The organism is Duffyella sp. Ts4 (assembly GCF_051851875.1).
Classification (GTDB): Bacteria; Pseudomonadota; Gammaproteobacteria; order Enterobacterales; family Enterobacteriaceae; genus Duffyella; species Duffyella gerundensis.
Genome location: NZ_JBLYPN010000020.1, coordinates 17,538 through 41,197 on the forward strand (window position 1 = coordinate 17,538; position 23,660 = coordinate 41,197).

Annotated in this window: 24 protein-coding genes; 8 read left to right on the plus strand and 16 right to left on the minus strand. The window is 55.9% G+C overall.

What is annotated here, in order from left to right:
* Positions 1-195: 195 nt before the first annotated feature.
* From nhaA to ACJY2L_RS18685, 3 genes are all read right to left on the minus strand, one after another.
* Entirely contained in the window at positions 196-1,374 is a 1,179-nt protein-coding gene (nhaA, locus tag ACJY2L_RS18675; protein WP_439214323.1) for a Na+/H+ antiporter NhaA, read from the minus strand.
* Between the two features lie 154 nt (positions 1,375-1,528).
* Complete coding sequence (locus tag ACJY2L_RS18680; RefSeq protein ID WP_439214324.1) at positions 1,529-1,681, minus strand: DUF2256 domain-containing protein; 153 nt, start codon at positions 1,679-1,681, stop codon at positions 1,529-1,531.
* 34 nt (positions 1,682-1,715) lie between these two features.
* Positions 1,716-2,927, minus strand: coding sequence for an NAD(P)/FAD-dependent oxidoreductase (locus tag ACJY2L_RS18685; RefSeq protein WP_439214325.1), 1,212 nt, complete (start codon positions 2,925-2,927; stop codon positions 1,716-1,718).
* A gap of 245 nt (positions 2,928-3,172) precedes the next feature.
* Here ACJY2L_RS18685 and pitA point away from each other — a divergent pair, with 245 nt between their 5' ends.
* The gene (gene pitA, locus ACJY2L_RS18690) at positions 3,173-4,672 is read left to right on the plus strand and encodes an inorganic phosphate transporter PitA (RefSeq protein ID WP_439214326.1); all 1,500 of its coding nucleotides are present in this window, start codon (positions 3,173-3,175) and stop codon (positions 4,670-4,672) included.
* Positions 4,673-4,755: 83 nt separating this feature from the next.
* Here the strand turns inward: pitA and uspB are convergent, their stop codons facing one another.
* A complete protein-coding gene (uspB, locus tag ACJY2L_RS18695; RefSeq protein WP_439214327.1) occupies positions 4,756-5,091 on the minus strand; it encodes a universal stress protein UspB in 336 nt (111 codons plus the stop codon).
* 405 nt (positions 5,092-5,496) lie between these two features.
* Here uspB and uspA point away from each other — a divergent pair, with 405 nt between their 5' ends.
* Complete coding sequence (gene uspA, locus ACJY2L_RS18700; protein ID WP_067426968.1) at positions 5,497-5,940, plus strand: universal stress protein UspA; 444 nt, start codon at positions 5,497-5,499, stop codon at positions 5,938-5,940.
* 47 nt (positions 5,941-5,987) lie between these two features.
* On the opposite strand, the gene rsmJ is transcribed toward uspA, so the two are convergent.
* The 4 genes from rsmJ to ACJY2L_RS18720 all read right to left on the minus strand — a co-directional run bounded on the left by rsmJ (position 5,988) and on the right by ACJY2L_RS18720 (position 10,344).
* The gene (gene rsmJ / locus ACJY2L_RS18705) at positions 5,988-6,746 is read right to left on the minus strand and encodes a 16S rRNA (guanine(1516)-N(2))-methyltransferase RsmJ (protein ID WP_067426966.1); all 759 of its coding nucleotides are present in this window, start codon (positions 6,744-6,746) and stop codon (positions 5,988-5,990) included.
* An 8-nt stretch (positions 6,747-6,754) separates the two neighbouring features.
* Positions 6,755-8,797, minus strand: coding sequence for an oligopeptidase A (gene prlC / locus ACJY2L_RS18710; protein WP_439214328.1), 2,043 nt, complete (start codon positions 8,795-8,797; stop codon positions 6,755-6,757).
* A gap of 113 nt (positions 8,798-8,910) precedes the next feature.
* Positions 8,911-9,798 (minus strand): hypothetical protein, encoded by an 888-nt coding sequence (locus ACJY2L_RS18715; RefSeq protein ID WP_439214329.1) that lies wholly within the window; start codon positions 9,796-9,798, stop codon positions 8,911-8,913.
* An 81-nt stretch (positions 9,799-9,879) separates the two neighbouring features.
* On the minus strand, positions 9,880-10,344 hold the full coding sequence (locus tag ACJY2L_RS18720) for a hypothetical protein (RefSeq protein WP_439214330.1): 465 nt from the start codon (positions 10,342-10,344) through the stop codon (positions 9,880-9,882).
* Positions 10,345-10,698: 354 nt separating this feature from the next.
* On the opposite strand from ACJY2L_RS18720, the gene ACJY2L_RS18725 reads away from it, so the two are divergent.
* Positions 10,699-11,541, plus strand: a complete 843-nt coding sequence (locus tag ACJY2L_RS18725; RefSeq protein WP_439214331.1) for a 23S rRNA (adenine(2030)-N(6))-methyltransferase RlmJ — start codon at positions 10,699-10,701, stop codon at positions 11,539-11,541.
* Positions 11,542-11,548: 7 nt separating this feature from the next.
* On the opposite strand, the gene rnz is transcribed toward ACJY2L_RS18725, so the two are convergent.
* Complete coding sequence (gene rnz, locus ACJY2L_RS18730; RefSeq protein ID WP_439214332.1) at positions 11,549-12,460, minus strand: ribonuclease Z; 912 nt, start codon at positions 12,458-12,460, stop codon at positions 11,549-11,551.
* 141 nt (positions 12,461-12,601) lie between these two features.
* Between rnz and gorA the strand changes: the two genes are divergently transcribed.
* Positions 12,602-13,954, plus strand: a complete 1,353-nt coding sequence (gorA, locus tag ACJY2L_RS18735) for a glutathione-disulfide reductase (protein ID WP_187487084.1) — start codon at positions 12,602-12,604, stop codon at positions 13,952-13,954.
* Positions 13,955-14,002: 48 nt separating this feature from the next.
* On the opposite strand, the gene ACJY2L_RS18740 is transcribed toward gorA, so the two are convergent.
* The 4 genes from ACJY2L_RS18740 to ACJY2L_RS18755 all read right to left on the minus strand — a co-directional run bounded on the left by ACJY2L_RS18740 (position 14,003) and on the right by ACJY2L_RS18755 (position 19,145).
* The gene (locus tag ACJY2L_RS18740) at positions 14,003-15,301 is read right to left on the minus strand and encodes a VOC family protein (RefSeq protein WP_439214333.1); all 1,299 of its coding nucleotides are present in this window, start codon (positions 15,299-15,301) and stop codon (positions 14,003-14,005) included.
* A 187-nt stretch (positions 15,302-15,488) separates the two neighbouring features.
* Positions 15,489-16,505 carry an NADPH-dependent aldehyde reductase Ahr gene (ahr, locus tag ACJY2L_RS18745; protein WP_067426947.1) on the minus strand — a complete coding sequence of 339 codons (1,017 nt, stop codon included), beginning with the start codon at positions 16,503-16,505 and terminating at the stop codon, positions 15,489-15,491.
* Between the two features lie 103 nt (positions 16,506-16,608).
* Positions 16,609-18,582 (minus strand): methyl-accepting chemotaxis protein, encoded by a 1,974-nt coding sequence (locus ACJY2L_RS18750; RefSeq protein ID WP_439214334.1) that lies wholly within the window; start codon positions 18,580-18,582, stop codon positions 16,609-16,611.
* A 269-nt stretch (positions 18,583-18,851) separates the two neighbouring features.
* Positions 18,852-19,145: a hypothetical protein gene (locus ACJY2L_RS18755; protein ID WP_067426941.1), complete on the minus strand. Its 294-nt coding sequence runs from the start codon at positions 19,143-19,145 to the stop codon at positions 18,852-18,854.
* Positions 19,146-19,296: 151 nt separating this feature from the next.
* Here ACJY2L_RS18755 and ACJY2L_RS18760 point away from each other — a divergent pair, with 151 nt between their 5' ends.
* From ACJY2L_RS18760 to ACJY2L_RS18770, 3 genes are all read left to right on the plus strand, one after another.
* Positions 19,297-19,530 (plus strand): hypothetical protein, encoded by a 234-nt coding sequence (locus ACJY2L_RS18760; protein ID WP_157883832.1) that lies wholly within the window; start codon positions 19,297-19,299, stop codon positions 19,528-19,530.
* Between the two features lie 246 nt (positions 19,531-19,776).
* Positions 19,777-20,127 carry a hypothetical protein gene (locus ACJY2L_RS18765; RefSeq protein WP_439214335.1) on the plus strand — a complete coding sequence of 117 codons (351 nt, stop codon included), beginning with the start codon at positions 19,777-19,779 and terminating at the stop codon, positions 20,125-20,127.
* Positions 20,128-20,166: 39 nt separating this feature from the next.
* Positions 20,167-20,832, plus strand: a complete 666-nt coding sequence (locus ACJY2L_RS18770) for a DUF2268 domain-containing putative Zn-dependent protease (protein ID WP_439214336.1) — start codon at positions 20,167-20,169, stop codon at positions 20,830-20,832.
* A 92-nt stretch (positions 20,833-20,924) separates the two neighbouring features.
* Here ACJY2L_RS18770 and ACJY2L_RS18775 read toward each other — a convergent pair whose 3' ends face one another.
* The 3 genes from ACJY2L_RS18775 to ACJY2L_RS18785 form a co-directional block, all read right to left on the minus strand.
* Complete coding sequence (locus tag ACJY2L_RS18775; RefSeq protein WP_439214337.1) at positions 20,925-21,341, minus strand: bleomycin resistance protein; 417 nt, start codon at positions 21,339-21,341, stop codon at positions 20,925-20,927.
* A gap of 372 nt (positions 21,342-21,713) precedes the next feature.
* Entirely contained in the window at positions 21,714-21,950 is a 237-nt protein-coding gene (locus ACJY2L_RS18780) for a biofilm development regulator YmgB/AriR family protein (RefSeq protein WP_439214338.1), read from the minus strand.
* A gap of 167 nt (positions 21,951-22,117) precedes the next feature.
* Positions 22,118-22,291 (minus strand): hypothetical protein, encoded by a 174-nt coding sequence (locus tag ACJY2L_RS18785; RefSeq protein WP_439214379.1) that lies wholly within the window; start codon positions 22,289-22,291, stop codon positions 22,118-22,120.
* Between the two features lie 258 nt (positions 22,292-22,549).
* Here ACJY2L_RS18785 and ACJY2L_RS18790 point away from each other — a divergent pair, with 258 nt between their 5' ends.
* A complete protein-coding gene (locus tag ACJY2L_RS18790) occupies positions 22,550-23,632 on the plus strand; it encodes a YncE family protein (RefSeq protein WP_439214339.1) in 1,083 nt (360 codons plus the stop codon).
* Positions 23,633-23,660 lie beyond the last annotated feature (28 nt).

A 23,660-nucleotide genomic window follows, 5' to 3' on the forward strand; every position in this document is an offset into this window, starting at 1 on the left:
ATCCCGGATGCTAATAGGGTAAGGTCAGACCGAGCCAATGAGAAACGTTAACATCGCCAGACTGCCGGGCAAAGTATAAACGCTATTTATTGCGCTGTATAAAGATGGCGAATAATTCGGCACGGATTGCGGCACGCTTTCCACGCCCCAAAAGAAAAACCCGCACGAGGCGGGTTTGATCGGGGTTGAATGAACTCAGCTGCGACGCGCGTGGGCGAAGCGCAGGATCAACATACCGAAAATTGCCGCGGCGATTGATCCCGCCAGCACGCCAATTTTCACCTCATCCACCAGCAGTGGCGCATGCGCAAATGCCAGGTTGCCGATAAACAGGCTCATGGTAAACCCAATACCGCACAGCACGGCCACGCCGTAGAGCTGCAGCCAGCTGCTGTTGTCCGGCTTTTTCGCCAGGCCGGTGACAATAGCCAGTAATGACAGACCAAACACACCGATCTGCTTGCCAAAAAACAGTCCCAGCGCCACGCCAACAGGCACCGGTGCGGTTAAATCATCCAGCGTCATGCCGCCCAGCGCCACGCCCGCGTTGGCAAAACCAAACAGCGGCAGCACGATAAAGGTGACCCACGGCCCCAGCGCATGCTCCAGTTTTTCCAGCGGCGAGGTTTCATCTTCACCACCTTTTAACGGGATAAACAGCGCCAGCAGAATGCCCGCGATGGTAGCGTGCACGCCCGACTGCAACATAAAGAACCACAGCACCACGCCAACTACCAGATAAGGCAGCAGGCGCTTCACGCCCATGCGGTTCATGATCGCCAGCAGCACAACCATCGCAGCGGCACCGGCCAGCATGGTCAGAGCGATATCACTGGTATAAAACAGCGCGATAATAATCACCGCACCCATGTCATCCAGGATGGCCAGCGCGGAGAGAAAGATTTTCAGCGACAGCGGAACGCGATCGCCCAGCAGCGCCAGCACGCCCAGCGCAAAAGCAATATCGGTGGCGGTGGGAATCGCCCAGCCTGAGAGCGTTTCCGGATTGCCGCTGTTAAACGCATAAAAGAACAGCGCCGGTACCGCCATGCCGCCTGCCGCCGCAAAGCCGGGCAGCGCACGCTGGCTCCAGCTCGCCAGCTGGCCCATAAGCAGTTCACGTTTGATATCCAGCCCGACCAGCAGGAAGAATATCGCCATCAGCGCGTCGTTGATCCAGTGCTCAACGGAAAGCCCTGCGGTTTTCCACGCCAGCAACGCCTTATAACTTTCGCCCCAGGCAGAGTTGGCAATGATAATCGCCGCGGCGGAGGCGAGGATCAGCACAATACCGCCGGCCATGGGTGAGGAAAAGAAAGCCGCAAACGCGCGGGTAATCACAATCGGTGCTTTTTTAATGCTGTTTCCAGCCATATCGCCTCCCTGAGGGCTGTTCGGTTCACATCCGTGATGGACGTAAGTGCTTTACGACGCCTGCCACAGCTGCAACTTTAACTGTCAACAGGCGGGCATACCAGTATTGGGACAGAGGGCGTCACAACGCAGGGCGACGCAGCAACAGAAAAGCTTAATTTTGATGCTTATGACGACGACAGCGCTCCGAGCAGTAGCGCACCTCGTCCCAGCATCGTTCCCATTTCTTACGCCAGGTGAACGGCAGCCCACACACAACGCAGGTTTTCACCGGAAGCTCGCTCTTTTTCACCCGTTTCTCCGTCATGGATCGTTTTAACGGCGCCGCGATAAGCCAGCCGTTATGCCACCTTTAGCCTGGCACAACCTCTCAGCGCCTGCGCACAGGCCCAGGCCGAGCTCCATGCCCACTGGAAGTTATAGCCGCCGAGCCAGCCGGTGACATCCACCACTTCGCCAATAAAATAGAGCCCCGGCACCTGCCGCGCCTCCATGGTTTTAGAAGAGAGCTGCGTGGTGTCGATGCCGCCGAGCGTCACTTCAGCGGTACGATAGCCTTCCGTGCCGTTAGGCTGTACGCGCCAGTTATGGAGAGTATGTACTAACTCACTCTGCTGTTTAGCATTCAGCTGCTTTAGTGTTACATCGGGCACGATCGCCAGGGTTTGCAGCACTTCCACCAGCCGTTTCGGCAACACCTTCGCCAGGCTGTTTTTCAGGCTGAGATTGGGATGCGCCTCGCGCTGGACGGTGAGAAACGCGCCCAGTTCGGTGGTCGGTGATAAGTTGATGGCCAGCTGCTCGCCGGGCAGCCAGTAACTGGAAATCTGCAGAATCGCTGGACCGGAAAGGCCGCGATGGGTAAACAGCAGCGCTTCTTTAAACAACGTGCCATCTTCTGCCTCCACGGTGGCAGGCAGCGCCACGCCAGAGAGATTTTGTAGCTGATCGAGCAGCGGCTTATGCAGCGTAAATGGCACCAGCCCGGCGCGCGTTGGGAACACAGAGAGGCCAAACTGCTCGGCAATTTTATAGCCCAGCGGCGACGCGCCAAGGCCCGGCATTGATAAGCCACCGCTCGCCACCACAAGTTTGCGAGCGCTAACTTCTGTACCATTAAGGCTCAGCCTGTAGCCCTGATCATCGCGCGTAATGGCACCCACCTCGGTGCGCAGGCGCAGCGTTACCCGGCCCTGCTCACACTCCTTAACCAGCAGATCCACCATCTGCTGTGCAGAATCGTCGCAAAACAGCTGACCCAGGGTTTTCTCGTGGTAGGCGATGCCGTGTTTTGCGACCAGCTCGATAAAATCCCATTGGGTATAGCGTGCCAGCGCCGATTTACAGAAATGCGGATTGTGCGAGAGATAGGCCGCGGGCTCGATATACATGTTGGTAAAATTGCAGCGGCCACCGCCGGACATCAGAATTTTACGCCCTGGTTTTTTCCCGTTATCCACCAGCAGCACGTTCAGGCCCCGCTGCCCCGCCTGGGCGGCGCAAAACAACCCAGCGGCGCCTGCGCCAATGATAATAACGTCAAACTGTTCCACGATGGCTCCCGGCCCGTTTTTTACGAAAGGCGCTGATTGTAGAGAGATGGCACATGATGTGCCAGCGTCATCAGAATTGCATAAATGTGTCATAATGTAACAGGCTAATAGTATTCACTTTTTTAATGAACAGCTGGCCTTTGTTGCACGGCGATGTCAAAAAAAGTCTATATTTTCCTTTCCCATCACGCGCTTTGTCGCTGATAATGCGCCGCGTTCATGTCCTCCAAAATGGCGTAACATTTATGCTACATCTGTTTGCTGGTCTCGATTACACTACCGGCCTGTTACTGGTTCTTGCTCTGCTGTTTGTATTGTTTTATGAGGCAATCAACGGCTTCCATGATACCGCTAACGCGGTGGCGACTGTGATCTATACGCGAGCAATGCGTGCACAGCTGGCCGTCGTCATGGCGGGTGTCTTCAATTTCTTTGGCGTACTGTTGGGTGGCTTGAGCGTGGCGTATGCCATTGTGCATATGTTGCCCACCGATTTGCTATTGAATGTCGGTTCGGCGCATGGCCTGGCGATGGTGTTCTCCATGCTGTTGGCCGCTATCATCTGGAACCTCGGTACCTGGTATCTCGGTTTGCCTGCATCAAGTTCGCATACGTTAATCGGCGCCATTATCGGCATCGGCCTGACGAATGCGTTGATGACCGGCACCTCCGTGGTAGATGCGCTGAATATCCCTAAAGTTATCAATATCTTTGCTTCGCTGATTCTCTCGCCGATTGTTGGCCTGATCATCGCTGGCGGCCTGATTTTCCTGCTGCGCCGCTACTGGAGCAATACCAAAAAACGTTCGCGTATCCATATGACGCCAGCTGAACGTGAAAAGATCGATGGTAAGAAAAAGCCGCCGTTCTGGACCCGTATCGCGCTGATCGTTTCGGCCATTGGCGTCAGCTATTCGCACGGCGCTAACGATGGTCAGAAAGGTATTGGCCTGATTATGCTGGTGTTGATTGGCGTTGCGCCTGCGGGCTTCGTGGTTAACATGAACGCTTCTGGCTACGACATTACGCGTACCCGCGATGCGGTTAACCACCTGCAGCAATATTATCAGCAGCACGATAAGGCACTGACGCACATCATTGAGATGGCGCCGCCTGCGGTGCCGACGCCGGAAGAAATTCCGTCGGGTCCACAGGAGTTTCATTGTGACAGCGCCCGCGCGCTGGTTGCGGTGCAACGTGCGCAAGGCCTGCTGACCAATCTGCAAAGCTACGATCAGCTGACGGTTGATCAGCGCAGCCAGATGCGTCGTTTGCTGCTGTGCATCTCTGATACGGCGGACAAAGCCGCTAAGCTGCCGGAAACCAGCCCTGACGATCGCCGCTTCCTCAATAAGCTGAAAAGCGATTTGTTGAGCAGCATCGAATATGCGCCGATCTGGATTATCGTGGCGGTTGCGCTGGCATTAGGCACCGGCACCATGATTGGCTGGCGTCGTGTGGCGACCACCATCGGTGAAAAAATCGGTAAGAAAGGCATGACCTATGCACAGGGCATGTCGGCTCAGGTAACTGCCGCGCTGTCGATTGGCGTTGCCAGTTATACCGGTATGCCAGTTTCAACCACGCACATTCTCTCCTCTTCGGTGGCGGGAACCATGCTGGTTGATGGCGGTGGCTTGCAGAGCCGTACTATTAAGAATATCGCGATGGCATGGATCTTCACCCTGCCGGTTTGTATCGTGCTGTCCGGTTCACTTTACTGGATTGCACTCAAACTGATTTAATCGCGCCGGGCGTTTCCCTCACTTATCGGGTGAGGGAAACCCTGTTTCTCCCCGCTTCGCCCTGCCTCTTTCCCAGCATCCGCTTAATGCCAAATCGCCAGACCAATCAGGCTGACAAATACCAGGCCGCATAGCGCGCTGGTTAGCAAGAACTGCCGCCGTACCCGCTCACAGCGACGAATAAACTCTTCATCATGATGATCGCGGTAACGCTGCGCCCAGATATAGCGCACCAGCCGTACCTGCTTACTCGGCTGCCCATGAGAGGTGAAAAATCCGCCGCCATCAACATATTGATACAGCAAAGGATCGCACCCGCGCAGCACGAATAAGAGCGCGCGCAGAGAGGAGAAATAACGTGCCATGTTAATTAAGCAAATTACACATAAAGCCCAGAAAAGCGCGATGGTGCTGATCATCTGTTTCCTCCCAACTCGACTCGCGGGAACGCAAAAGGCGACTGACGCCTTTCCTGTCAGAACAATAAAGTGAATGCTGAGAAAGCAGCTATCCGAGCCGGTAAATCGATCCTGTTACTAGTTTAGGAGATTAAAAGAAAAACTTTCCAGCAATGATTCTGACTGGCCGCAAAAAGTTAGCGAATAGCGGACGATCGATATCGCATTCAGCGCTGCTTCGCTCAGCATCCGTTAACATTTGGCGCTATACTGGAGGTCATAATTAAGGCGCAGGTGAAGGGCGCCGCTGCGCACCAGGCCGATCCCGGCGGCTCAACCTGCTGGTTCGTCATGGAAAACAGATGATGGTGATGGAGCAAACTTACCTGCTAACCTAATCGCGCCTCTAACGGAAGGAGTTGTATCATGGCTTATAAACATATCCTGATTGCGGTCGATCTTTCCCCGGAAAGTAAGCTGCTGGTCGATAAAGCGGTCTCACTGGCACGCCCTTACGATGCCAAAGTGTCACTGATTCATGTGGATGTGAACTATTCCGACCTCTATACCGGGCTGATTGACGTCAACCTCGGTGACATGCAAAAGCGCATCTCTGAAGAGACGCACAATGCGCTAACCGAACTGTCGCAGAGCGCCGGATATCCACTCAGCGAAACGCTGAGCGGCAGCGGCGATCTCGGCCAGGTGCTGGTTGAAGCGATCAAAAAGTACGATATCGATTTGGTGGTCTGCGGCCATCATCAGGATTTCTGGAGCAAGCTGATGTCCTCAGCACGCCAGCTGATCAACACCGTCCATATCGACATGCTGATTGTGCCGCTGAGCGATGAAGACGACGACAACGAGTAAGGCTCGCCGTTTCCGCCAGCAAAAAGGCGCTCAGTGAGCGCCTTTTTTTATGGGTTTTCCACCAGTGGCGGATAGATATCAAAACGGTGGCTTTTGGTCTCCACCGCTGACTGCGTGGCGATGCCCGCCAGCGGCGGCGCATAGTCAGGCCGCTTCACCACGATGCGTTTTTTCGCCAGCCGACGTGCGGGTTCCAGCAGACCATCGGCGTCATCATCAGCGCCAACCAGCGTCTGAAAAACACGCATCTCTTTCTTCACCATCGCGCTTTTCTGCCGGTGTGGATACATCGGATCGAGATAGACTACGTCTGGTTTAGGCTGCAACGTTGCCAGCGCCGCCAGGCTTGAAGCGTGCAGCAGCGTCAGCCGATCGCGCAGCCAGCCACCAATCTCAGCATCGCGATACCCGCGCGACAGCCCGTCGTCCAGCAAAGCGGCCACCACCGGATGCCGCTCCAGCATGCGCACCCGGCAACCCAGCGCCGCCAGCACAAAGGCGTCGCGGCCCAGGCCCGCAGTGGCGTCAACTACGTCGGGCAAATAGTTACCTTTGATGCCGACCGCTTTTGCGACCGCTTCGCCACGTCCGCCGCCAAAGCGCCGCCGGTGCGCCATCGCGCCAGAAACAAAGTCGACATAGATGCCGCCAAGCTTTGGCTCATCGCGTTTGCGCAGTTCCAGCCGCTCAGGCGTCATCACCAGCGCCATCATGGCGTTCTCATCGTGCTCCAGCTGCCAGCGGCTCGCTAAAACAGATAAGGCGCCGTCTCCGGCGCCCGATTCATCTATCAAACAGATTTTCACCCGAAGCGTTATCCTTCGATACCGTAATGATCCAGCATCGCATCGAGCTGCGGCTCGCGACCACGGAAGCGTTTGAACAGCTCCATTGGCTCTTCGGAACCGCCGCGCGTCAGGATGTTATCGAGGAACGACTGACCGGTTTCGCGGTTGAAAATGCCCTCTTCGCGGAAGCGGGAGTAAGCATCTGCCGCCAGCACGTCGGCCCAGAGATAACTGTAGTAACCCGCCGCGTAACCACCGGCAAAGATGTGGCTGAACGCGTGTGGGAAACGGCCCCATTCCGGGCTCGGTACCACGGCCACCAGCTTCTTGATCGCTTTCAGCATCTCCAGAATCTGCGCGCCTTTTGCCGGATCGAACTCGGCATGCAGGCGGAAATCAAACAGGCCGAACTCCAGCTGACGCAGGATAAACAGCGCCGCCTGGTAGTTTTTCGCCGCCAGCATTTTGTCGAGCAGCGCCTGTGGTAATGGCTCGCCGGTTTCGTAATGACCAGAGATAAAGGCCAGCGCTTCTGGCTCCCAGCACCAGTTCTCCATGAACTGGCTTGGCAGCTCAACCGCATCCCACGGCACACCGCTGATGCCAGAGACGCCCGGCGTGTCGATGCCGGTCAGCATATGATGTAGGCCATGACCAAACTCATGGAACAGCGTGGTGACTTCATCGTGGGTGAACAGCGCCGGTTTGCCGTTCAGCGGACGATTGAAGTTACAGGTTAAGTAGGCGACCGGCTTTTGCAGCGAGCCGTCAGCCAGGCGCATCATGCCAACGCAGTCATCCATCCACGCGCCACCGCGTTTGTTTTCACGGGCATAGAGATCGAGATAGAAGCTGCCGCGCAGCTCGCCGCTCTCATCAAACAGGTCGAAGAAACGCACGTCAGGATGATAAACATCGACATCTTTGCGCTCTTTCGCGGTGATGCCATAAATGCGTTTCACCACTTCAAACAGGCCGTTTACCGCGCGCGCTTCCGGGAAGTAAGGTCGCAGCTGCTCATCACTGATGGTGTAGAGATGCTGTTTCTGCTTTTCGCCGTAATAGGTCAGATCCCACGGCTGCAGCTCACTGATGCCGTGCTCTTTTTGCGCAAAGGCCTGCAGCTGAGCCAGCTCTTTCTCCGCCTGTGGACGGGCGCGTTTTGCCAGGTCGGTCAGAAAATCGGTTACCTGCGCCGGATTTTCCGCCATTTTGGTCGCCAGCGATTTGTCGGCATAAGAGTCAAAGCCCAGCAGCTGTGCCAGCTCATGACGCAGCGCCAGCTCTTCCGCCATCACTTCACTGTTATCCCACTTACCGGCATTGGGTCCTTGATCCGAGGCGCGCGTCGCATAAGCGCGGTACATCTCTTCACGCAACGCCTGGTTGTCACAATAGGTCATTACTGGCAGATAGCTGGGAATATCCAGCGTCAGCAGCCAGCCCTGTTGCTCTTTCGCTTCGGCCTGCGCCTTCGCCGCATCCAGCGCGCTTTCCGGCATGCCGGAGAGTTCACTGACGTCGGTAATCAGCTTGCTCCAGCCCATGGTCGCATCCAGCACGTTGTTGCTGTAGGTCGAACCCAGTTCAGAGAGGCGCGCGGCGATTTCGCCATAACGTTTCTGCTTCTCTTTCGACAGGCCGATGCCTGACAGTTCAAAATCGCGCAGGGCATTATCCACCGCTTTTTTCTGCGCCAGGCTCAGCGCCGCGTAATGCTCGCCCTCTTTCAGATTGCGATACGCCTGGTACAGCCCTTCGTGCTGACCCACCCAGGTACCATATTCTGACAGCAGCGGCAGCGTTTGTTCGTAGACTTCGCGCAGTTCCGGGCTGTTTTTTACCGAGTTAAGGTGACTTACCGGCGAGAAAATACGTCCCAGGCGATCGTCGACTTCAGCCAGCGGCTGAACCAGATTATCCCAGGTATAAGGAGCGCCCTGCGCCACCACTTTTTCAACCATCTGGCGACACTCATCCAGCGCAGCGGTGACCGCAGGCACAACGTGTTCAGGCTTGATGGCAGAAAAAGGGGGAAGCGTAAATGATTGGAGTAACGGATTGGTCATAGCGCAGTCCTTGTTAAGAGTGAATGAGCACGTGCAACACGCGCAATCTCTTTAACATGCGGCTAACCAGGGTGAAAATCAATGGCTGACGGGCGAACAACCCTGCTCACTGGTTACTTAATCGACAGGATATAATGAATGATGTCATAAGGCGTGATCCAGGCCGGTAGCGGTTCGCGGTCAGCAATATCTTTTGCCAGCGCCCAGCCTTCAACGCCTCCGCCTTTGCCCGTCAGCGACATCGCTTCATACATTAACGCCGGTAGCTGTGAATTGAAGATGACGTTATCGTCGCTAAAATCGTTAATAATCTTATCATCTCGGGTTTTAACGATTACCTGAACCGCCACCTTCTGTTCAGGCTGTAACCGATGACTCACTGAATAACGTGTAAACCAGCGAATGCCATGAGTATTACTCACCGGCTGCTGACCCGCGGTTTGTTTATCCAGCTGCTGATAAGCCGCTGCTATTTTCTCAGGAAGCGTCTGACTTACGCGTTTTTCCAGCGCCTGAAAGCGCGTTAGCGTTTCATGGCTGCTCAGCACCGATGTCTGCCGCAGGCCTGACAACATACCCTGACCCAGCTGGTCCATATCCAGAACAATGCCAGCATCACCAATCAACTTGAGTTGCCCTTGTGCATTAGCCGCAATCGACTGGCCAAGACTGTAGCTGTCACGCTGAACGTCAGTCTGGGGATCGGCAATACTGCTTTTGGTCGGCGACGTATTGCGCGTGAGATTGGCAATGATCGTCTGTTGGCGCTTGATCAGCTGCTGTTGCTCGGTAATCTGCTTTTTTAACGCTGCGGTTTCACGGGCAGTGGCGTTATTTTTAGCGCTGGCTGGCGTATTACCGGAGGGTTTCTGCGAAGAGAGCTGTTGCGACGTCTGGCCAAACGCATTCAATAACGCCTCATCATCCGCATGTGCCTGCGTAAAAACCAGCAGCATTAGGCTGATAAAAAGCGATCCGCGCACGAAAGCAGATAACGACATTATTTTTCGTCCTGGCGTTAGCGAATAAAAGGATGGCGAAATAAGCCTGTCCTGAGAAACAGGCTTATTTCCGCGCCGTCATTAACCCTGGCGGATAATAAGCTGGGTCAGGCGGGTTTTAATACGGAAACAGAGTTCACGAATCTGGAACTGGTAGCGTGGCATAGCCAGATCGTTGATATCGCTACTAATTCCGCCTTTGATTTGCAGATATTTATTGGTCTGCGCGCCCACTTTCTGGAATTCAGCCAGATAGGCGTCGTAAGACGCTTTGCTGTATGACTGCATGGCATCCAGCTCTTTGCGGCATTCCTGAATACGCGCCGTGTTGCCATCAGCCGCCGGTTCAGCAGGCTGCGCCGGTGCGAAGGTATCTGCAGACTGAGCCGGCACAAATGCCCCGCCGTCAGCAGGCGCCATCGCATTCTGCTGGGTCTGTTCTATCTGTGGCGGTGGCGGAGTAACCAGACTGTGCGCCGGTTGTTTGCTGGCACAGCCCGCCAGTAATAACGCACCGATCGCCAGAAGACCCGATTGTTTCAACATTTTTTCACCCATTCTGTTTTTTATCATGCGCCGTGTCGTTGCCGGTCAGGCAGGCCAGTTGCGCGGCAATGACAGTTATCGCCACTATCAGCCGGCATTCTTAAAGGTAAAACCTAAGACAGGGGGCTAAGTTACTTAAATTTCGGACATAATTCGAGCGGTAAATAATACAGTATGGAATTAAGTCATTCTACTTCGTTCAGAGCGACAGCGAAGCGCGAAACTTAAATGCGCGTTATCTCCCGCGAGTGGGCGATTCTTGCCAGCATTTCCGGGCGCAGATCGTTATACTGGCCGCATGTACGCCGTTCTGGCGTAACCGTATTGCCACCTTGATTATCGGAAGTCTTCTTCATGCTGAGTTATCGCCACAGTTACCACGCCGGCAACCACGCCGACGTGCTCAAGCACACCGTGCAAAGCCTGATTATTACCGCTCTGAAAGAGAAGGATAAGCCTTTCCTTTACCTCGATACCCATGCGGGCGCGGGCCGCTATCTGCTCAACAGCCCGCACGCTGAGCGCACCGGTGAATACCATGAAGGGATTGCGCGCATCTGGCAGCAGCCCGATGCACCGGCGCTGCTGACGCCCTATATCAACAGCGTGAAGGATCTGAATCCCGGTGGCAATCTGCGTTACTACCCGGGTTCGCCGCTGATCGCGCGTTATCTGCTGCGTGAAATGGATAAGCTGCATATGACAGAACTGCACTCCAGCGATTATCCGATGCTGCGCAACGAGTTCCAGAAAGACAGCCGTGCGCGCACCGAACGTGCTGATGGTTATCAGCAGTTGAAATCGAAGCTGCCGCCGCTGTCACGTCGCGGTTTTATTCTGATCGATCCGCCTTATGAGATGAAAAGCGATTATCAGGCGGTAGTGAAAGGCATTCATGAAGGCCACAAGCGTTTTGGTACCGGCGTGTTTGCGCTCTGGTATCCGGTGGTGCTGCGCCAGCAAATTAAACGCATGCTGTCTGAACTGCAGGCCACCGGCATTCGCAATATCCTGCAAATTGAGCTGGCGGTACGTCCTGACAGCGATCAGCGCGGCATGACCGCTTCCGGCATGATTGTGATCAATCCGCCGTGGAAGCTGGAACAGCAGATGCGCGACGTCCTGCCGTGGCTGCACAAAACGCTGGTGCCGGCCGGCACCGGCCACGCGTTGGTCAACGTGATCGTGCCGGAATAACCGGCAGCTAAATATCAAATACCGCAAAATCGCGCGCCAGCTCGGTGTTGGGAAACACCGACTGGCATTCCGCCAGCAGTAACTCCATCTGTTGAAAGCTGTAGCGCGAGCTGAAATGGGTGGCGATCAGCCGTTTCGCCCCCGCCTCTTTTGCCACCGTCGCCGTCTGAATGGTCGTTGAATGGCCACGGCTATTGGCCTTCTCTGCCATCGCGTGCTCCAGCGTGGTTTCATGCACCATCACATCCACATTCGCCGCCAGCGCCAGCGCATCCGGCGTAGGACCGGTATCGCCAAAAATGGCGATCGCCTTGCCCGGCATGGCGGGGCCAAGATAGGCGCTGCCATCCACCACGCGGCCATCCTTCAGCGTCACCGTTTCGCCGCGTTTCAGACGCTGCATCCACCAGCCGCTCGGTATGCCATCGGCTTTTAACCTTTCTGCATCGAGCCAGCCCGGCTTGTCGTGCTGCTGAATGCGATAGCCGTAGCATTCGATCACATGCGCCATCGGATAAGCGGTAACGGTGAATTCCCCATCGTCCAGCACCAGCCCGGCACCAATTTCATGAATGGTCATGGGAAAGGTGACAAACGAGCCGCTGAGCCGCAGTGTGGTTTCCACAAACTCCTGAATGCCCGGCGGACCATAGATCGCCAGCGGTGTCATCGAGCCGCCCATCGAGCGGCTGGTCAGTAAACCCGGCAGGCCAAAAACGTGATCGCCGTGCAGGTGTGTAATAAAGATTTTTTCCAGCTTGCCCGGCTTTAGCGCGCTGCGCATATATTGATGCTGCGTCGCCTCGCCGCAGTCAAACAGCCAGGTATCGCCGCGCTGCGAAAACGTGAGCGCAATGGCGGTAACGTTCCTTTGCAGGCTGGGCGTGCCCGCGCAAGTTCCAAGAAAAGTCAGTTGCATAAGTGTCCTGATAATGATGTTCAATGGCAGACGAGCGCGACGCGTCCCGACCCTATTACAATCATAGATGCAAACTTTGCGGCAATTCACCGACACGCGTTACACTCTACTCCTAATTCTAGAGACTGATGGACAGGCGAAATGACCAGACATTATGACTACCTTGCGATTGGCGGCGGCAGCGGCGGTATTGCTTCAATTAACCGTGCGGCGATGCATGGCCAAAAATGCGCGCTGATTGAAGCCAAAGAGCTTGGCGGCACCTGTGTTAACGTCGGTTGCGTACCGAAAAAAGTGATGTGGCACGCGGCTCAGATCGCCGAAGCGATTCATCAGTACGGCCCCGATTATGGCTTTGATACCACGGTAAATCACTTCAGCTGGGAAACGCTGGTGAAAAACCGTACCGCCTATATCGACCGCATTCACACCTCTTACGATAACGTGCTGGGTAAAAACAACGTTGACGTGATCCGCGGCTTTGCCCGCTTTGTCGATGCCCATACTGTGGAAGTGAACGGCGAGCAGATTACCGCCGATCATATCCTGATTGCCACCGGTGGCCGCCCTTCACGCCCGACCATTCCGGGTGCCGAGCACGGCATCGATTCTGACGGTTTCTTTGAGCTGACGGCGCTGCCAAAACGCACCGCGGTGATCGGCGCAGGCTACATTGCGGTTGAACTGGCGGGCGTGGTCAATGCGCTGGGTTCCGAGACGCATCTGTTCGTCCGTAAACATGCGCCGCTGCGCAGCTTCGATCCGCTGATCGTGGAAACGCTGGTGGAAGTGATGAACGCCGAAGGCCCAACGCTGCACACAAACTCCACGCCAAAAGCGGTGGTGAAAAACAGCGACGGCAGCCTGACGCTGCAGCTGGAAGATGGCCAGAACTTTACCGTTGATTGCCTGGTATGGGCCATTGGCCGCGAGCCAATGACGGACAACCTGAACCTGGAAGCGTCCGGCGTGGCGGTGAATGAGAAAGGCTACATTAGCGTTGATAAGTATCAGAACACCAGCGTGCCGGGCATTTATGCCGTTGGCGATAACACCGGTGCAATTGAGCTAACGCCGGTCGCGGTCGCCGCCGGTCGCCGTCTCTCTGAGCGCCTGTTCAACAACAAGCCCGATGAGCATCTCGACTACAGCAACGTGCCCACCGTGGTCTTCAGCCATCCGCCAATCGGCACGGTGGGTCTGAGCGAACCGCAGGCGCGTGAACAGTATGGCGATGATGAAGTGAAGGTCTATAAATCTGCTTTTACCGCCATGTATACCGCGGTGACGCAGCATCGTCAGCCGTGCCGCATGAAGCTGGTATGCGTCGGCAAAGAAGAGAAGATCGTCGGCATTCACGGCATCGGCTACGGCATGGATGAAATGCTGCAGGGCTTTGCCGTGGCGCTGAAAATGGGTGCGACCAAGCGCGATTTCGATAACACCGTGGCGATCCACCCCACCGGTGCGGAAGAGTTTGTCACCATGCGTTAATCACGCACGGTGTCATGAAAAGGCCAGCGAAAGCTGGCCTTTTTGCGTTTATCTCGCGGTAAACAGCGCGGCGAGCGAGCGATCCTCGATCTGCTGATAGAGCGTAAATTCATCCAGCACCGCGCAGCCCAGCGCCTGCTCAAACGCCTGTTTATTCGGATTGCCCTTGCTGACTTTGCCGCGCTCGCTGCCGAGGTTCGACTGAAAAATACCGGCTGCGCTGACCGGCAAAAAATCCTCATAGATAATCGGCGTCACGCGCACCACATCTGTGTCGATCAGGGATTGAAGCTGCGCGATCGTGGCACCGGCAGGCAAGGTGGCGCCCGGCTGCAGCGTATAGCGGAAATAGCCGAGCTGCTGCTGGCGAATGGCGGCAATGTCGTCCGGGAAGGCGCTGAAATCGGCATCATCCTGCAGCAACCGATCGTAGAGCGCACGCCCGGCGGGCGTCAGCGCCAGCCCGCGCTGCTCAATCTCGCCAAAGCGCGCGGTGTGTTTACCTGCAGCGGCGTCGATAAAGGTGATTGTCTCGCTCAGCGCTTTAAAGCTGGTTTGCCGCAGCAGGATGGGCACCTGACGGCGCGGCGGACCTTCAATCACCTCTTTCGGCGTGATGTGATAATCGGGCATGCACGCCTGCACACGGTCGATATCCAGCGTGCGCGGCGTCAGATGGTTGATGTGCGGCCCTTTGAAGCTCACCACGTCGGCAATCAGCCGGTGATGATTGAGCAACGCCTCGTAGGTTGCCAGATCGACCTGCGCATCGCTGTGCCATTTAAAGGTTTTCAGCGCCTCGGTGACAAATTCTTCTGCCTGCGCAGCGGTTAGCCCGCCGTCGCGCTCTGCCACGGCGATCAACGCGCGGGTACGCGGGCTGAAAATATCGCGCTGCGCCAGAATCTGGCTCGCCTGTTCGCGCAGCGACAGGTCGTCGATCAGATCCAGCCGCAACAGCGAGGTAAACACGCGGAATGGGTTGTACAACAGCGCGGCTTCATCCACAGCGCGAAACGCAGTGGAGTGCACCGGCACGCCCGCCGCGGAGAGGTCATAGTAGCTCACCGGATACATGCCCATAACGGCAAACAACCGCCGCATGGTCGCCAGCTCGGCGGCACTACCCAGGCGGATTGCACCGTGGCGCTCCACCTCCAGCCGGTTAACCGCCAGCGGATTGTCCGGCGTAAAGGTATCGGGATACTGCTGAAGATAGTGCGCGTTCACCTCACTGACGATCTGCAGCAACGTGCCATATTGCGGCACCTCCTGCTGATACATGGCCGACATCGCCTTTGAGAAAGCGTCGCGGATGCTATCGGGAGAAACAGAGTGCGAATTCATGGCTTGGCCTCTTCGTCATGCGTAAACCGGGTTCAGGCGACGGCGGGAAAAGCAGACTCTATTGCATTGCGTGCAGGCGCACTAGCGGGGCGGTCACAATTGTGGGGGAAATCCAGGGCGGAGAAACGGGCAATGCGCCGCCGTGCTGCCGGAGCAGATGACAGCGGCGCATCACAACGGCAACTGATTAAAAATCAGCTTTGAGAACCACGCGGTAATTGGCTTTACCGGCGCGCACGTGCTCAAGCGCCTTGTTGATCTCTGACATCGGGAAAAACTCAACCTGTGGTGCAATGTCAGCACGCGAGGCGAGGCGCAGCAGTGAACGCAACTGGCCTGGCGAGCCGGTAGAAGAGCCGGTGACCGCTTTATCGCCCATGATCAGGTCAAATGCGCCAACCTGGAACGGCTTCATCACCGCACCCACGGTATGGAACTTGCCTTTTGGCGCCAGCGCCGCAAAGTACGGTTTCCAGTCGAGATCGACCGCAACGGTGCTGAGAATCAGGTCAAAACGGCCCGCCTGCTGCTTCAGCGCTTCTGCATCGCGGCTGTTAACCACTTCGTCGGCACCCATATCGAGAATCGACTGCTTTTTATCCGGCGTGGAGCTAAATGCCACCACTTCAGCGCCCATGGCGTGCAGAATTTTGATCGCGATGTGGCCCAGGCCACCAATGCCGATCACGCCTACACGGCTGGTCGCAGTGATGTTGCTCATCAGCAGCGGTTTAAACACGGTAATGCCGCCGCACAGCAGCGGGCCGGCAGAGGCCACGTCCAGTTTTTCCGGCAGCGGAATCACCCACTGCCAGTCGGCGCGCAGCTTCTCGGCAAAACCGCCTTTGTTCATGATGGTCGGCGTGCTGCCCTGCTGGCAGTTCACCTGCTCACCGTTGATACAGGCGTCGCAGTGCTGACAGCTTTTCGCGGTCCAGCCAATGCCCACGCGCTGGCCCACTTTCAGGCCTTTGCTTTTTGCGGCATCGCCCAGTGCAGAAACCCGGCCAATCACTTCGTGTCCGGCGATAACCGGGAACTGAGAAATGCCCCATTCGTTATCGATCATCGACAGGTCGGAGTGGCACACGCCACAGTATTCCACTTCCACTTCGACTTCTTCCGCGGCCAATTCAGCAGCGTCATATTCGTAAAGTTCGAGCGCCTGGCCCGCCTGCATGGCAGCATAGCTTTTAATTTTCATTGTTACCTCAACGTGATTATTCCCAGCCAAGTGTAACAAGCCAGGCTCAAGGCTGCCTGGCCGATCGCTGAACGCCGCATTTTGTTGTTGTTTTGACGCAAAATTAGTCTTTTTCGTGATTGCCTGACAAGGTTTGCAATACTTTCAGCTGTGCCACCGCTTCCTGCATCGCATCCATGCCCAGCGTCAGTTCACGCAGGCTGCCAAGATGTTTGGCAATATCGGCGCGCTCATTGCGCGTTTGATGGCTCATGGCCGCAATGGTATCCGCCGCGCTGATGCTGCGCTCTGCCATATCGGTGGCGGTTTTAACGGTATCACTGGCCACGCCGCGAATGTGCGAGATGGTGCTCACCGCGTCGCTGATGTTGCTGGCGGTAGCTTCTGCCTGCTCTTTTGAGGAATGCGCCAGACGACGCACTTCGCCCGCGACGACGGCAAAACCTCGGCCCGCCTCCCCGGCGCGCGCCGCTTCCACCGCGGCGTTCAGTGCCAAAATATTGGTCTGGAAGGCGATATTGCTGATGCCGTGGGTAATTTCGTTGATGCCGTTGGAGATTTTCTCCAGATCATCCAGCCCTTCGCCCAGCCGACTCTGCGCCTGCTGGCTTTCGGTGGCGATGGCGCTGATAGTGCGAATGCTGTTCTCCGCCATACCCAGCGCGTCGCCCTGACTCTGCGTAGCCGCTTCCAGTACCGGCAGCGCCTGCATCAGCGGCGCCAGCTCCTGTTGATAGTTGATCACCCGATCCAGCACCCGCGTCTGTACGCTGTTCAGCGCTTCCCAACGACGCAGTGCACGCTGCGCATAGTGTGCGGCGTAACCGGCATATTCCACCGGAAACTGCGTCATCGCCTTCACGTCCTGATTAAAGAACACCAGCGCCGACAGCGTCTGGTTGATCGGCACACCAAGAATCTCACCAAAGCTGGAGAAACCGGCTGCGGGCAGGCCTTTAAAAAAATGCGCGTTATGCAGCTGACCTTCGTTGCCGACGCGACGAAGAATACAGTCGTTCATCAGGATCGCCGCGGGCTTGCTACGTCCGGCGATAAATCGTTCCCAGTCACGACGCGTTGCCTGTTTAAAATCAGTCTCCTGCATCAGGAACAGCCGATCGCCAAACTCCAGATCGCAGAAAAACTGCACGCTGTCGCTGCTGATTTTGGCGATAGAACGAATAAAATACTCTTCGCCGACTTTTACGCCGAAGGTTAACCCTTTCAGCCGCTCGCTGAGCTGCTGCTCATTGCAGCCGATCTGCTTCGCCAGTGCCTCGGTGAAACGCTGCTGCTGGCCCTGAGCATCAAACACCGAGGTCACGGTGCGCGCCACCGGATCGGCTTCGGCAATCAGCCAGCTTTTATCCAGCGGCGTAAAGTTCTGGCTTTTAAAGGGTGCGAACGATTTGCCCGGTGCCATCTGACAGAAAACGATCACCGCTTTGCCCTGCAGGACTTGACCGCCAACGCCAATCCAGGTGCCATCAAAGGTCACTTTGCCGCCGGCAGAACCGCCGATCGCCAGGCAGGGGAAACGCCCGCTGTTATACCAGGCCTGCATCATAAAGCCTTCCGACGCCGAAAGGCCGTCACAGTAAATCATCGCAAAGGTGCGATCGGCAGACAGCGGCATGCGCAGCGGCAGCCGCTCCAGCTCCTGCTGAATCGCGCGGATACGCTGTGCGGCGGTCTGCGTGTCGCTGACGTGCAGATCGACAATGTGCGTCTCATGCTGCGCAATAAGACTTTTCGGTAGCCAGAGCCAGCTGCCTTCCTGACCGTTGCCTTCACAATAGGTGGTCTGACGACCACTGCTACTGAGCGCACCGTTAGACGACAGAGAAATAACCGTTAAATCGGCTGATGTAAAACGCTGCCAGGCCTGGCTCACCTGCTGAAAATCAGCTTCCGGCGGCACAAAGTTCAGCAAAATACCGGCGGCATGACCCGGTAACCCGGCATTTTTCAGCGAAGCGGGTAATTGACGACAATCAAAGGTGCCGTTAGCGGGCTGACTTCCACGCCCTGAGCGGATGCCGGGCAAACGTGAGGCGATCGCCTTAATAAGGTTCATATTATTGTTTTCGCTAGTAATTATGATAATAATTGCGGCAAGAATTGCGCATGCTGGTGTTTTAAAGAGGGGCTAAGAGCAGATCCGTACGCGATCAGAACCCGGTATTGCGTTCAGGCTTCATCAATGAACTGAAAATCGCCATACACTCAGGTTATCGCCCACAGCGGATAAATCTTTAGCGATTGCTGAGATTGGTTATATCGATGTAAAACGTAGAATTTGCCAGCAGAATATAAGCCGGGAAAGGCTCCCGGCCAGGTTATCTGTCAGATAGTATTACTCTTTTGCCAGTGCTGCTCACAACGCTCGCGCGCCTCGGCGGGCAGATCGCGCAGGTCGGGCATGCTGTCGCTGTAACCATAATCCATGGTCCCTGTTTCTTCCTGTTCATCCTGTGCCGCGAAGCTCAGCGTTTCATCCAGCTTCTGCCAGCTGTCGCCGTCGCGCCGGGAAATGACCGCATAGGTTGGCGTTTTTTCATCGTCGCCATAAATTTCATACTGCTGTACCGGTGCGTCTTCAGGAAAATGTAGCGTGTCGATCAGGGTTGAATCAGCCATTGCGCTCTCCTTTGTCGTGGAACAATAAAGGTAGCTTATGAAAAGCTGGCTTGCCGGAGCGGTTTTTTTTTGCTGCTGCGTCATATTCTATACTGTAAGCGTGAGGCAATTTTTTGCCTGCTTATTTATTGATGATAAAGGAGTGATGTTGATGTCTGATGACCTTATGCATGATATGAACCGGGTAATTGGCGAAACGGTACTGCAACTGATTCATGAACATCAACAGCCCGGCAAAAATGCGCTGCTGGCCAAGCTGGTCTGGCAGGCTGAGCAGGAAGAAGATGAAGCGCGACTGCTGGCGTTATGGCAGGCGCGGCGCACGCTGCACCCGGCGAAAAGCCGTGGTACCGTGCATCAGTTGCATAACGCTCCCGCTTATTAATCGGCCTCTACGTCTGAAAAGAGGATGCTCGCGCATCCTCTTTTTTATGGCTCATGAGGTATTTTCTTTATATTTCTGCCGGTAGTGCTTATTTAGCGCAGCGGCACAACGCATCATCAATTAATACGTCACGCCTGCAGCACGCTTATTTTCAGCCTGGGTTCAGCGCAATTAACCCAGCAGTGGGTTGACCTTTTCTCATGTTCACTATACTTACCTCTTTCCCTCACAACGCAGGAACCTATTATGTCGGAGAACAACCGCGATCTTATGCCTTATAACCTCTATCTGCTTGATGGCCATATTCTGGCGCAGAACATCGATGGCCATATAGTGGATATTGGTACCTTTGAAAAAGAGGACGCTGGCTTTCACTGGCAGGTAGATGGCAATGACACCAAAGGCGAATTTTATGAATCCGCAGAGGCGGTGCTGGAAGATATTTCCCGCCAGCTCAGCTTTCTGTTCCTGGATGGCCAGTTCACCAGCCTGCCGGATCTCAGCGAAAAATACAGCAGCGAGAGGCTGGCCAGTGCGCCCGCGCGCGAAGTAAAACTGCACGAGCTGCGTGACGATGACGAAGCCACCGTGCGCTAGCCGCCGTGGCGGTTTGCTCCACCCTTAAAAGGCGTACAGATGGATAACTGGACACTGCACTGGCTGGAAGCCAACGGATCGCTGGCTGCCTGGCGTTCTGACGTTGTGCAACAGGCTGAAGCCGCTTACGCCACGGTTGCCGCATTGATGCCGCCACCGCCGCTGGATATTCTGCTCCAGCCCGCGCCCGGCCAGGTTATTCCAGAAATCGGCCTGCTCGGTCGCGCCTGGAGCGCTACCCTGCTCAGCATCAGCCTTGATCCACAGAACCCGGCCCTGCCAGCCGCATTGCAAGACGGCACCCTGCATCGCCAACTGCTGCATGAGGTGCATCATTGCCTGCGCATGGCCGGCCCGGGCTATGGCTGGACGCTGGGCGAGGTGCTGGTCAGCGAAGGCTTAGCCGGACAATTTGTTACCACGCTGCTCGGCAGTGCGCCGGAAAGGTGGGAGTGTGCGTTAAGCGCTTCACAGCTGCGCCAGTTGCCACTTACCGCCGCCATGCTCGCTGAGCGTCATTACGATCATGCCGCCTGGTTTTTTGGCACCGCATCACTGCCGCGCTGGGCCGGTTACAGCCTGGGCTATGCCATGGCGGGCGCATGGCGCGAGCAGATCGGTGCGCCGTCGGCCACGCAATGGGTTGAGGTTTCAGCTAACGAGGTGATCGCCGCGGCGATCGCGCGTGGCGTCATCGCAGGCTAAAGCCCACCCGCTTTGCGGCCGGCGTATACGATAGGTATTGGATTAACATTTTTACCCGCAGCCTGATATGCCTAATGCCTCAGGGCATGCCGCTATTCCATATACTGGCTAAAGCGCAGCAGATAGCCATCCGGATCCTGTACCAGACATTCGCGCTGGCAGACCTCGGCATCGTTAACGCGATAGGTATTGTCACGCAGCGGACGATAGAGCGGGATGCCGTGCGCCTGCAGGCGGGCAACCAGCGGCGCAATATCATCCACTTCGATTTGAAAATTAACGCCGCGGCCGAACGGCCTGATTAATTCCGCCGTATTCCAGCCGTCTTCCTGATAATGCTCCAGCATGAGCTGCGCATCGCCTAACGCAAGATAAGCAAAATCGGGCTGTTCACGCCTGATGATGATCCTGAAGCCCAGCACCTCGACATAAAAATTCAGCGACGCCGCAAAATCAGTGACGGTTAATTCCGGCACCATGCGATTCCAGACTATTTCCTGCTGAGACATGGCATCACGTCCTGTTTATTAAGGTCGTGCAAGCATAGCGGAGGGGGGAATAAGGATGAAACCGGCTTGCGCTAAAAACGTGACGGTTAACGCTGGCATTGCAGCATGCGGCTGATCACCTGACGCCGTATGCAATGGTGAGTTAACGACGAGGTTGCAGGCTAATGCTGATGAACTGATATCGGGCGAAATGGTAAGTTAATGTGATTATCCGGCGTGATGCGGGCCGCGCCAGCGTGTTGCGCAGTCAAAGACAGAAAGGCTACGCCAGCAGGCTGACGCTGGTTATTTTCAGTTAACGGCCTTTAACCAGCGGCGCTGGCTAAAGGCGAGGATCGACGTTCAGCGACTGCGATCGTCAGGATCGTCGGATTACGGCTTCATCAACAGCAGTTCCAGCGTGTCACGCAGTACCGATTGCCTGATCGGATCGGATTCGGTTTCCAGGCGCTCAATCACAATCGCCAGCAGCGCTTTGTTGCTGACCGTGATGCCGCTGGCGATCATCTCGCTCTTCAGGCTTTCAATGGTAGTCTGCGGATTAGCAGTTTGCTCAGATTGCGCCATGTACTGACGCAGCTGTTCGTCGGTGGTGGTTTGCATGGACATGCTTTTCTCCGGTACACAAAAAAGCCCCCGACTAACGGGGGCGAAACAGAAATCATTCATCAGGTTATTGTTAATGTGCTCCTGAGGCGCTCAGTAAAACTAGCTCAACTTTGCCGCTGCGCCAGTTGCTGAGACAAATAAATCAGCGTCCTGCGACACGGCCCGGCTTATGCGCCTTTTCCCAGCGCTTTAGCAGCACAAATCAACGCCAGATGGCTCAGCCCCTGCGGCATATTGCCGCGCCAGCCGCGCGTGCGTGTATCGAACATCTCATCCTTCGCCAATGGCGGCATCGTCGCCGAGCCCGGCAAAACCGGCGTCGCGCGCCGGTGAATGGTCATGCTTGTTATTCACGTTGTTTATTTTCTCCTGGCGGGAGCCGCTGTTTAACCGGCGATTTTGTATCGATAATTAAAGCGTAGACCATCGATAAGCAGGGCCGTGATGGCAGCCGCACACTGAAAACGGCGGCGGAACAGGCGTTTACATTGAAATTAACAATGAGTATGATTCGCATTACCATAAAGCCATGCTACGTACCGTTCGCGGTGCCGGTTATGGTTCCCGCCCTGAAAAGCCGATTCACGATGGAGTAGGTAATGAAACAACTGATTCGCACACGTCTTGCGGGTGCCACGCTGGCCGCACTGACCGCTCTGAGCCTTGCTGCCTGTCAGGCGCCCGCGGCTAAAAAAGTGGCCGAACCGGCATCACCGGTGCAAACCCAGCAAAGCAACGTGCAGCAGCGCGAACTGGGCAACGGCCTTTACGAAATGGCTTCAGCGAAAAACGCCCTGTGGGTGGCCAGCGCCGGAGATTTTAAAGACAACGGCGGCGTGATTTATAAGCTGAATCCCGCCACCTTGCAGACAGAGTTACAGACCCACACCGACCTGAAAAATTTCGCGCTGACCCGCAACAGCGACGGCACTGTGCTTTACACCACCAACTCGCTGGATGGCGGCATCAGCGCCATTGACGCCACCACCGGTAAAATCACCCAGCGCCTGAATTTCAACGAGAAAAACGCCCAGGGGTTCCCGTTCGGCACGCGTGAAGTGATCTACCACAACGGCATGCTCTGGATTGGCGGCGTGGGCGATCCCGGCGTAATTTGGGTAGTGGATGCGAAAACGCTGAAGCTGAAAGCACGCATTAAACATGCCGGCAAATGGGTAACCGGCCTGCTCTGGTCACCGGTTACCGATCGCATTTATGCGGCCAACGGCAGCGGAGAGATTCTGGTGATTAATCCACGTAGCCACAAAATCGAGCAGCGCTGGACACCAGGCGACGGCAAAAGCTATCTGTTCCTCAACATGGCGGAAGATCCGGCCACCGGCCGCCTGTTTGTCACCGATAACTCGAAAGCCAAAGCGACGCTGGTGTTTGATGAGCGCAGCGGCAAGGTGCTCAAGCAGCTCGATACCGGCGACAGCCTCGGCATCAAGTTCAATGCCAAACGCAATGAGATCTACATCAGCCAGCGCGAATCCGGCAAGGTGTTGCAGCTGGACGCCACCAGCTACGCGGTGAAAAACAGCTGGGATTTCACGCCGCATCCAAACAGCCTGCTGCTGTCGGAAGATGGCCAAACGCTGTATGTCACCGTGAAGCAGGACTTCAACAAAGACCATTCCTCAAAAGGCCCGGACCGCGTCGTACGTATCGATCTGCGTTAAGCTTTTTGCGCGCCACGGATGGCGCAAT

What these genes read in the sequence shown, in the direction of transcription:
- uspB (WP_439214327.1), bottom strand. Translation starts at nt 5,091, where the DNA reads ATGATCAGCACCATCGCGCTTTTCTGGGCTTTATGTGTAATTTGCTTA.
- prlC (WP_439214328.1), bottom strand. Translation starts at nt 8,797, where the DNA reads ATGACCAATCCGTTACTCCAATCATTTACGCTTCCCCCTTTTTCTGCC.
- ACJY2L_RS18770 (WP_439214336.1), top strand. Translation starts at nt 20,167, where the DNA reads ATGGATAACTGGACACTGCACTGGCTGGAAGCCAACGGATCGCTGGCT.
- ACJY2L_RS18775 (WP_439214337.1), bottom strand. Translation starts at nt 21,341, where the DNA reads ATGTCTCAGCAGGAAATAGTCTGGAATCGCATGGTGCCGGAATTAACC.
- ACJY2L_RS18780 (WP_439214338.1), bottom strand. Translation starts at nt 21,950, where the DNA reads ATGTCCATGCAAACCACCACCGACGAACAGCTGCGTCAGTACATGGCG.
- ACJY2L_RS18750 (WP_439214334.1), bottom strand. Translation starts at nt 18,582, where the DNA reads ATGAACCTTATTAAGGCGATCGCCTCACGTTTGCCCGGCATCCGCTCA.
- ACJY2L_RS18765 (WP_439214335.1), top strand. Translation starts at nt 19,777, where the DNA reads ATGTCGGAGAACAACCGCGATCTTATGCCTTATAACCTCTATCTGCTT.
- ACJY2L_RS18715 (WP_439214329.1), bottom strand. Translation starts at nt 9,798, where the DNA reads ATGTCGTTATCTGCTTTCGTGCGCGGATCGCTTTTTATCAGCCTAATG.
- pitA (WP_439214326.1), top strand. Translation starts at nt 3,173, where the DNA reads ATGCTACATCTGTTTGCTGGTCTCGATTACACTACCGGCCTGTTACTG.
- ahr (WP_067426947.1), bottom strand. Translation starts at nt 16,505, where the DNA reads ATGAAAATTAAAAGCTATGCTGCCATGCAGGCGGGCCAGGCGCTCGAA.
- ACJY2L_RS18740 (WP_439214333.1), bottom strand. Translation starts at nt 15,301, where the DNA reads ATGAATTCGCACTCTGTTTCTCCCGATAGCATCCGCGACGCTTTCTCA.
- uspA (WP_067426968.1), top strand. Translation starts at nt 5,497, where the DNA reads ATGGCTTATAAACATATCCTGATTGCGGTCGATCTTTCCCCGGAAAGT.
- ACJY2L_RS18755 (WP_067426941.1), bottom strand. Translation starts at nt 19,145, where the DNA reads ATGGCTGATTCAACCCTGATCGACACGCTACATTTTCCTGAAGACGCA.
- ACJY2L_RS18680 (WP_439214324.1), bottom strand. Translation starts at nt 1,681, where the DNA reads ATGACGGAGAAACGGGTGAAAAAGAGCGAGCTTCCGGTGAAAACCTGC.
- ACJY2L_RS18725 (WP_439214331.1), top strand. Translation starts at nt 10,699, where the DNA reads ATGCTGAGTTATCGCCACAGTTACCACGCCGGCAACCACGCCGACGTG.
- ACJY2L_RS18785 (WP_439214379.1), bottom strand. Translation starts at nt 22,291, where the DNA reads ATGACCATTCACCGGCGCGCGACGCCGGTTTTGCCGGGCTCGGCGACG.
- ACJY2L_RS18790 (WP_439214339.1), top strand. Translation starts at nt 22,550, where the DNA reads ATGAAACAACTGATTCGCACACGTCTTGCGGGTGCCACGCTGGCCGCA.
- ACJY2L_RS18760 (WP_157883832.1), top strand. Translation starts at nt 19,297, where the DNA reads ATGTCTGATGACCTTATGCATGATATGAACCGGGTAATTGGCGAAACG.
- rnz (WP_439214332.1), bottom strand. Translation starts at nt 12,460, where the DNA reads ATGCAACTGACTTTTCTTGGAACTTGCGCGGGCACGCCCAGCCTGCAA.
- gorA (WP_187487084.1), top strand. Translation starts at nt 12,602, where the DNA reads ATGACCAGACATTATGACTACCTTGCGATTGGCGGCGGCAGCGGCGGT.
- nhaA (WP_439214323.1), bottom strand. Translation starts at nt 1,374, where the DNA reads ATGGCTGGAAACAGCATTAAAAAAGCACCGATTGTGATTACCCGCGCG.
- ACJY2L_RS18720 (WP_439214330.1), bottom strand. Translation starts at nt 10,344, where the DNA reads ATGTTGAAACAATCGGGTCTTCTGGCGATCGGTGCGTTATTACTGGCG.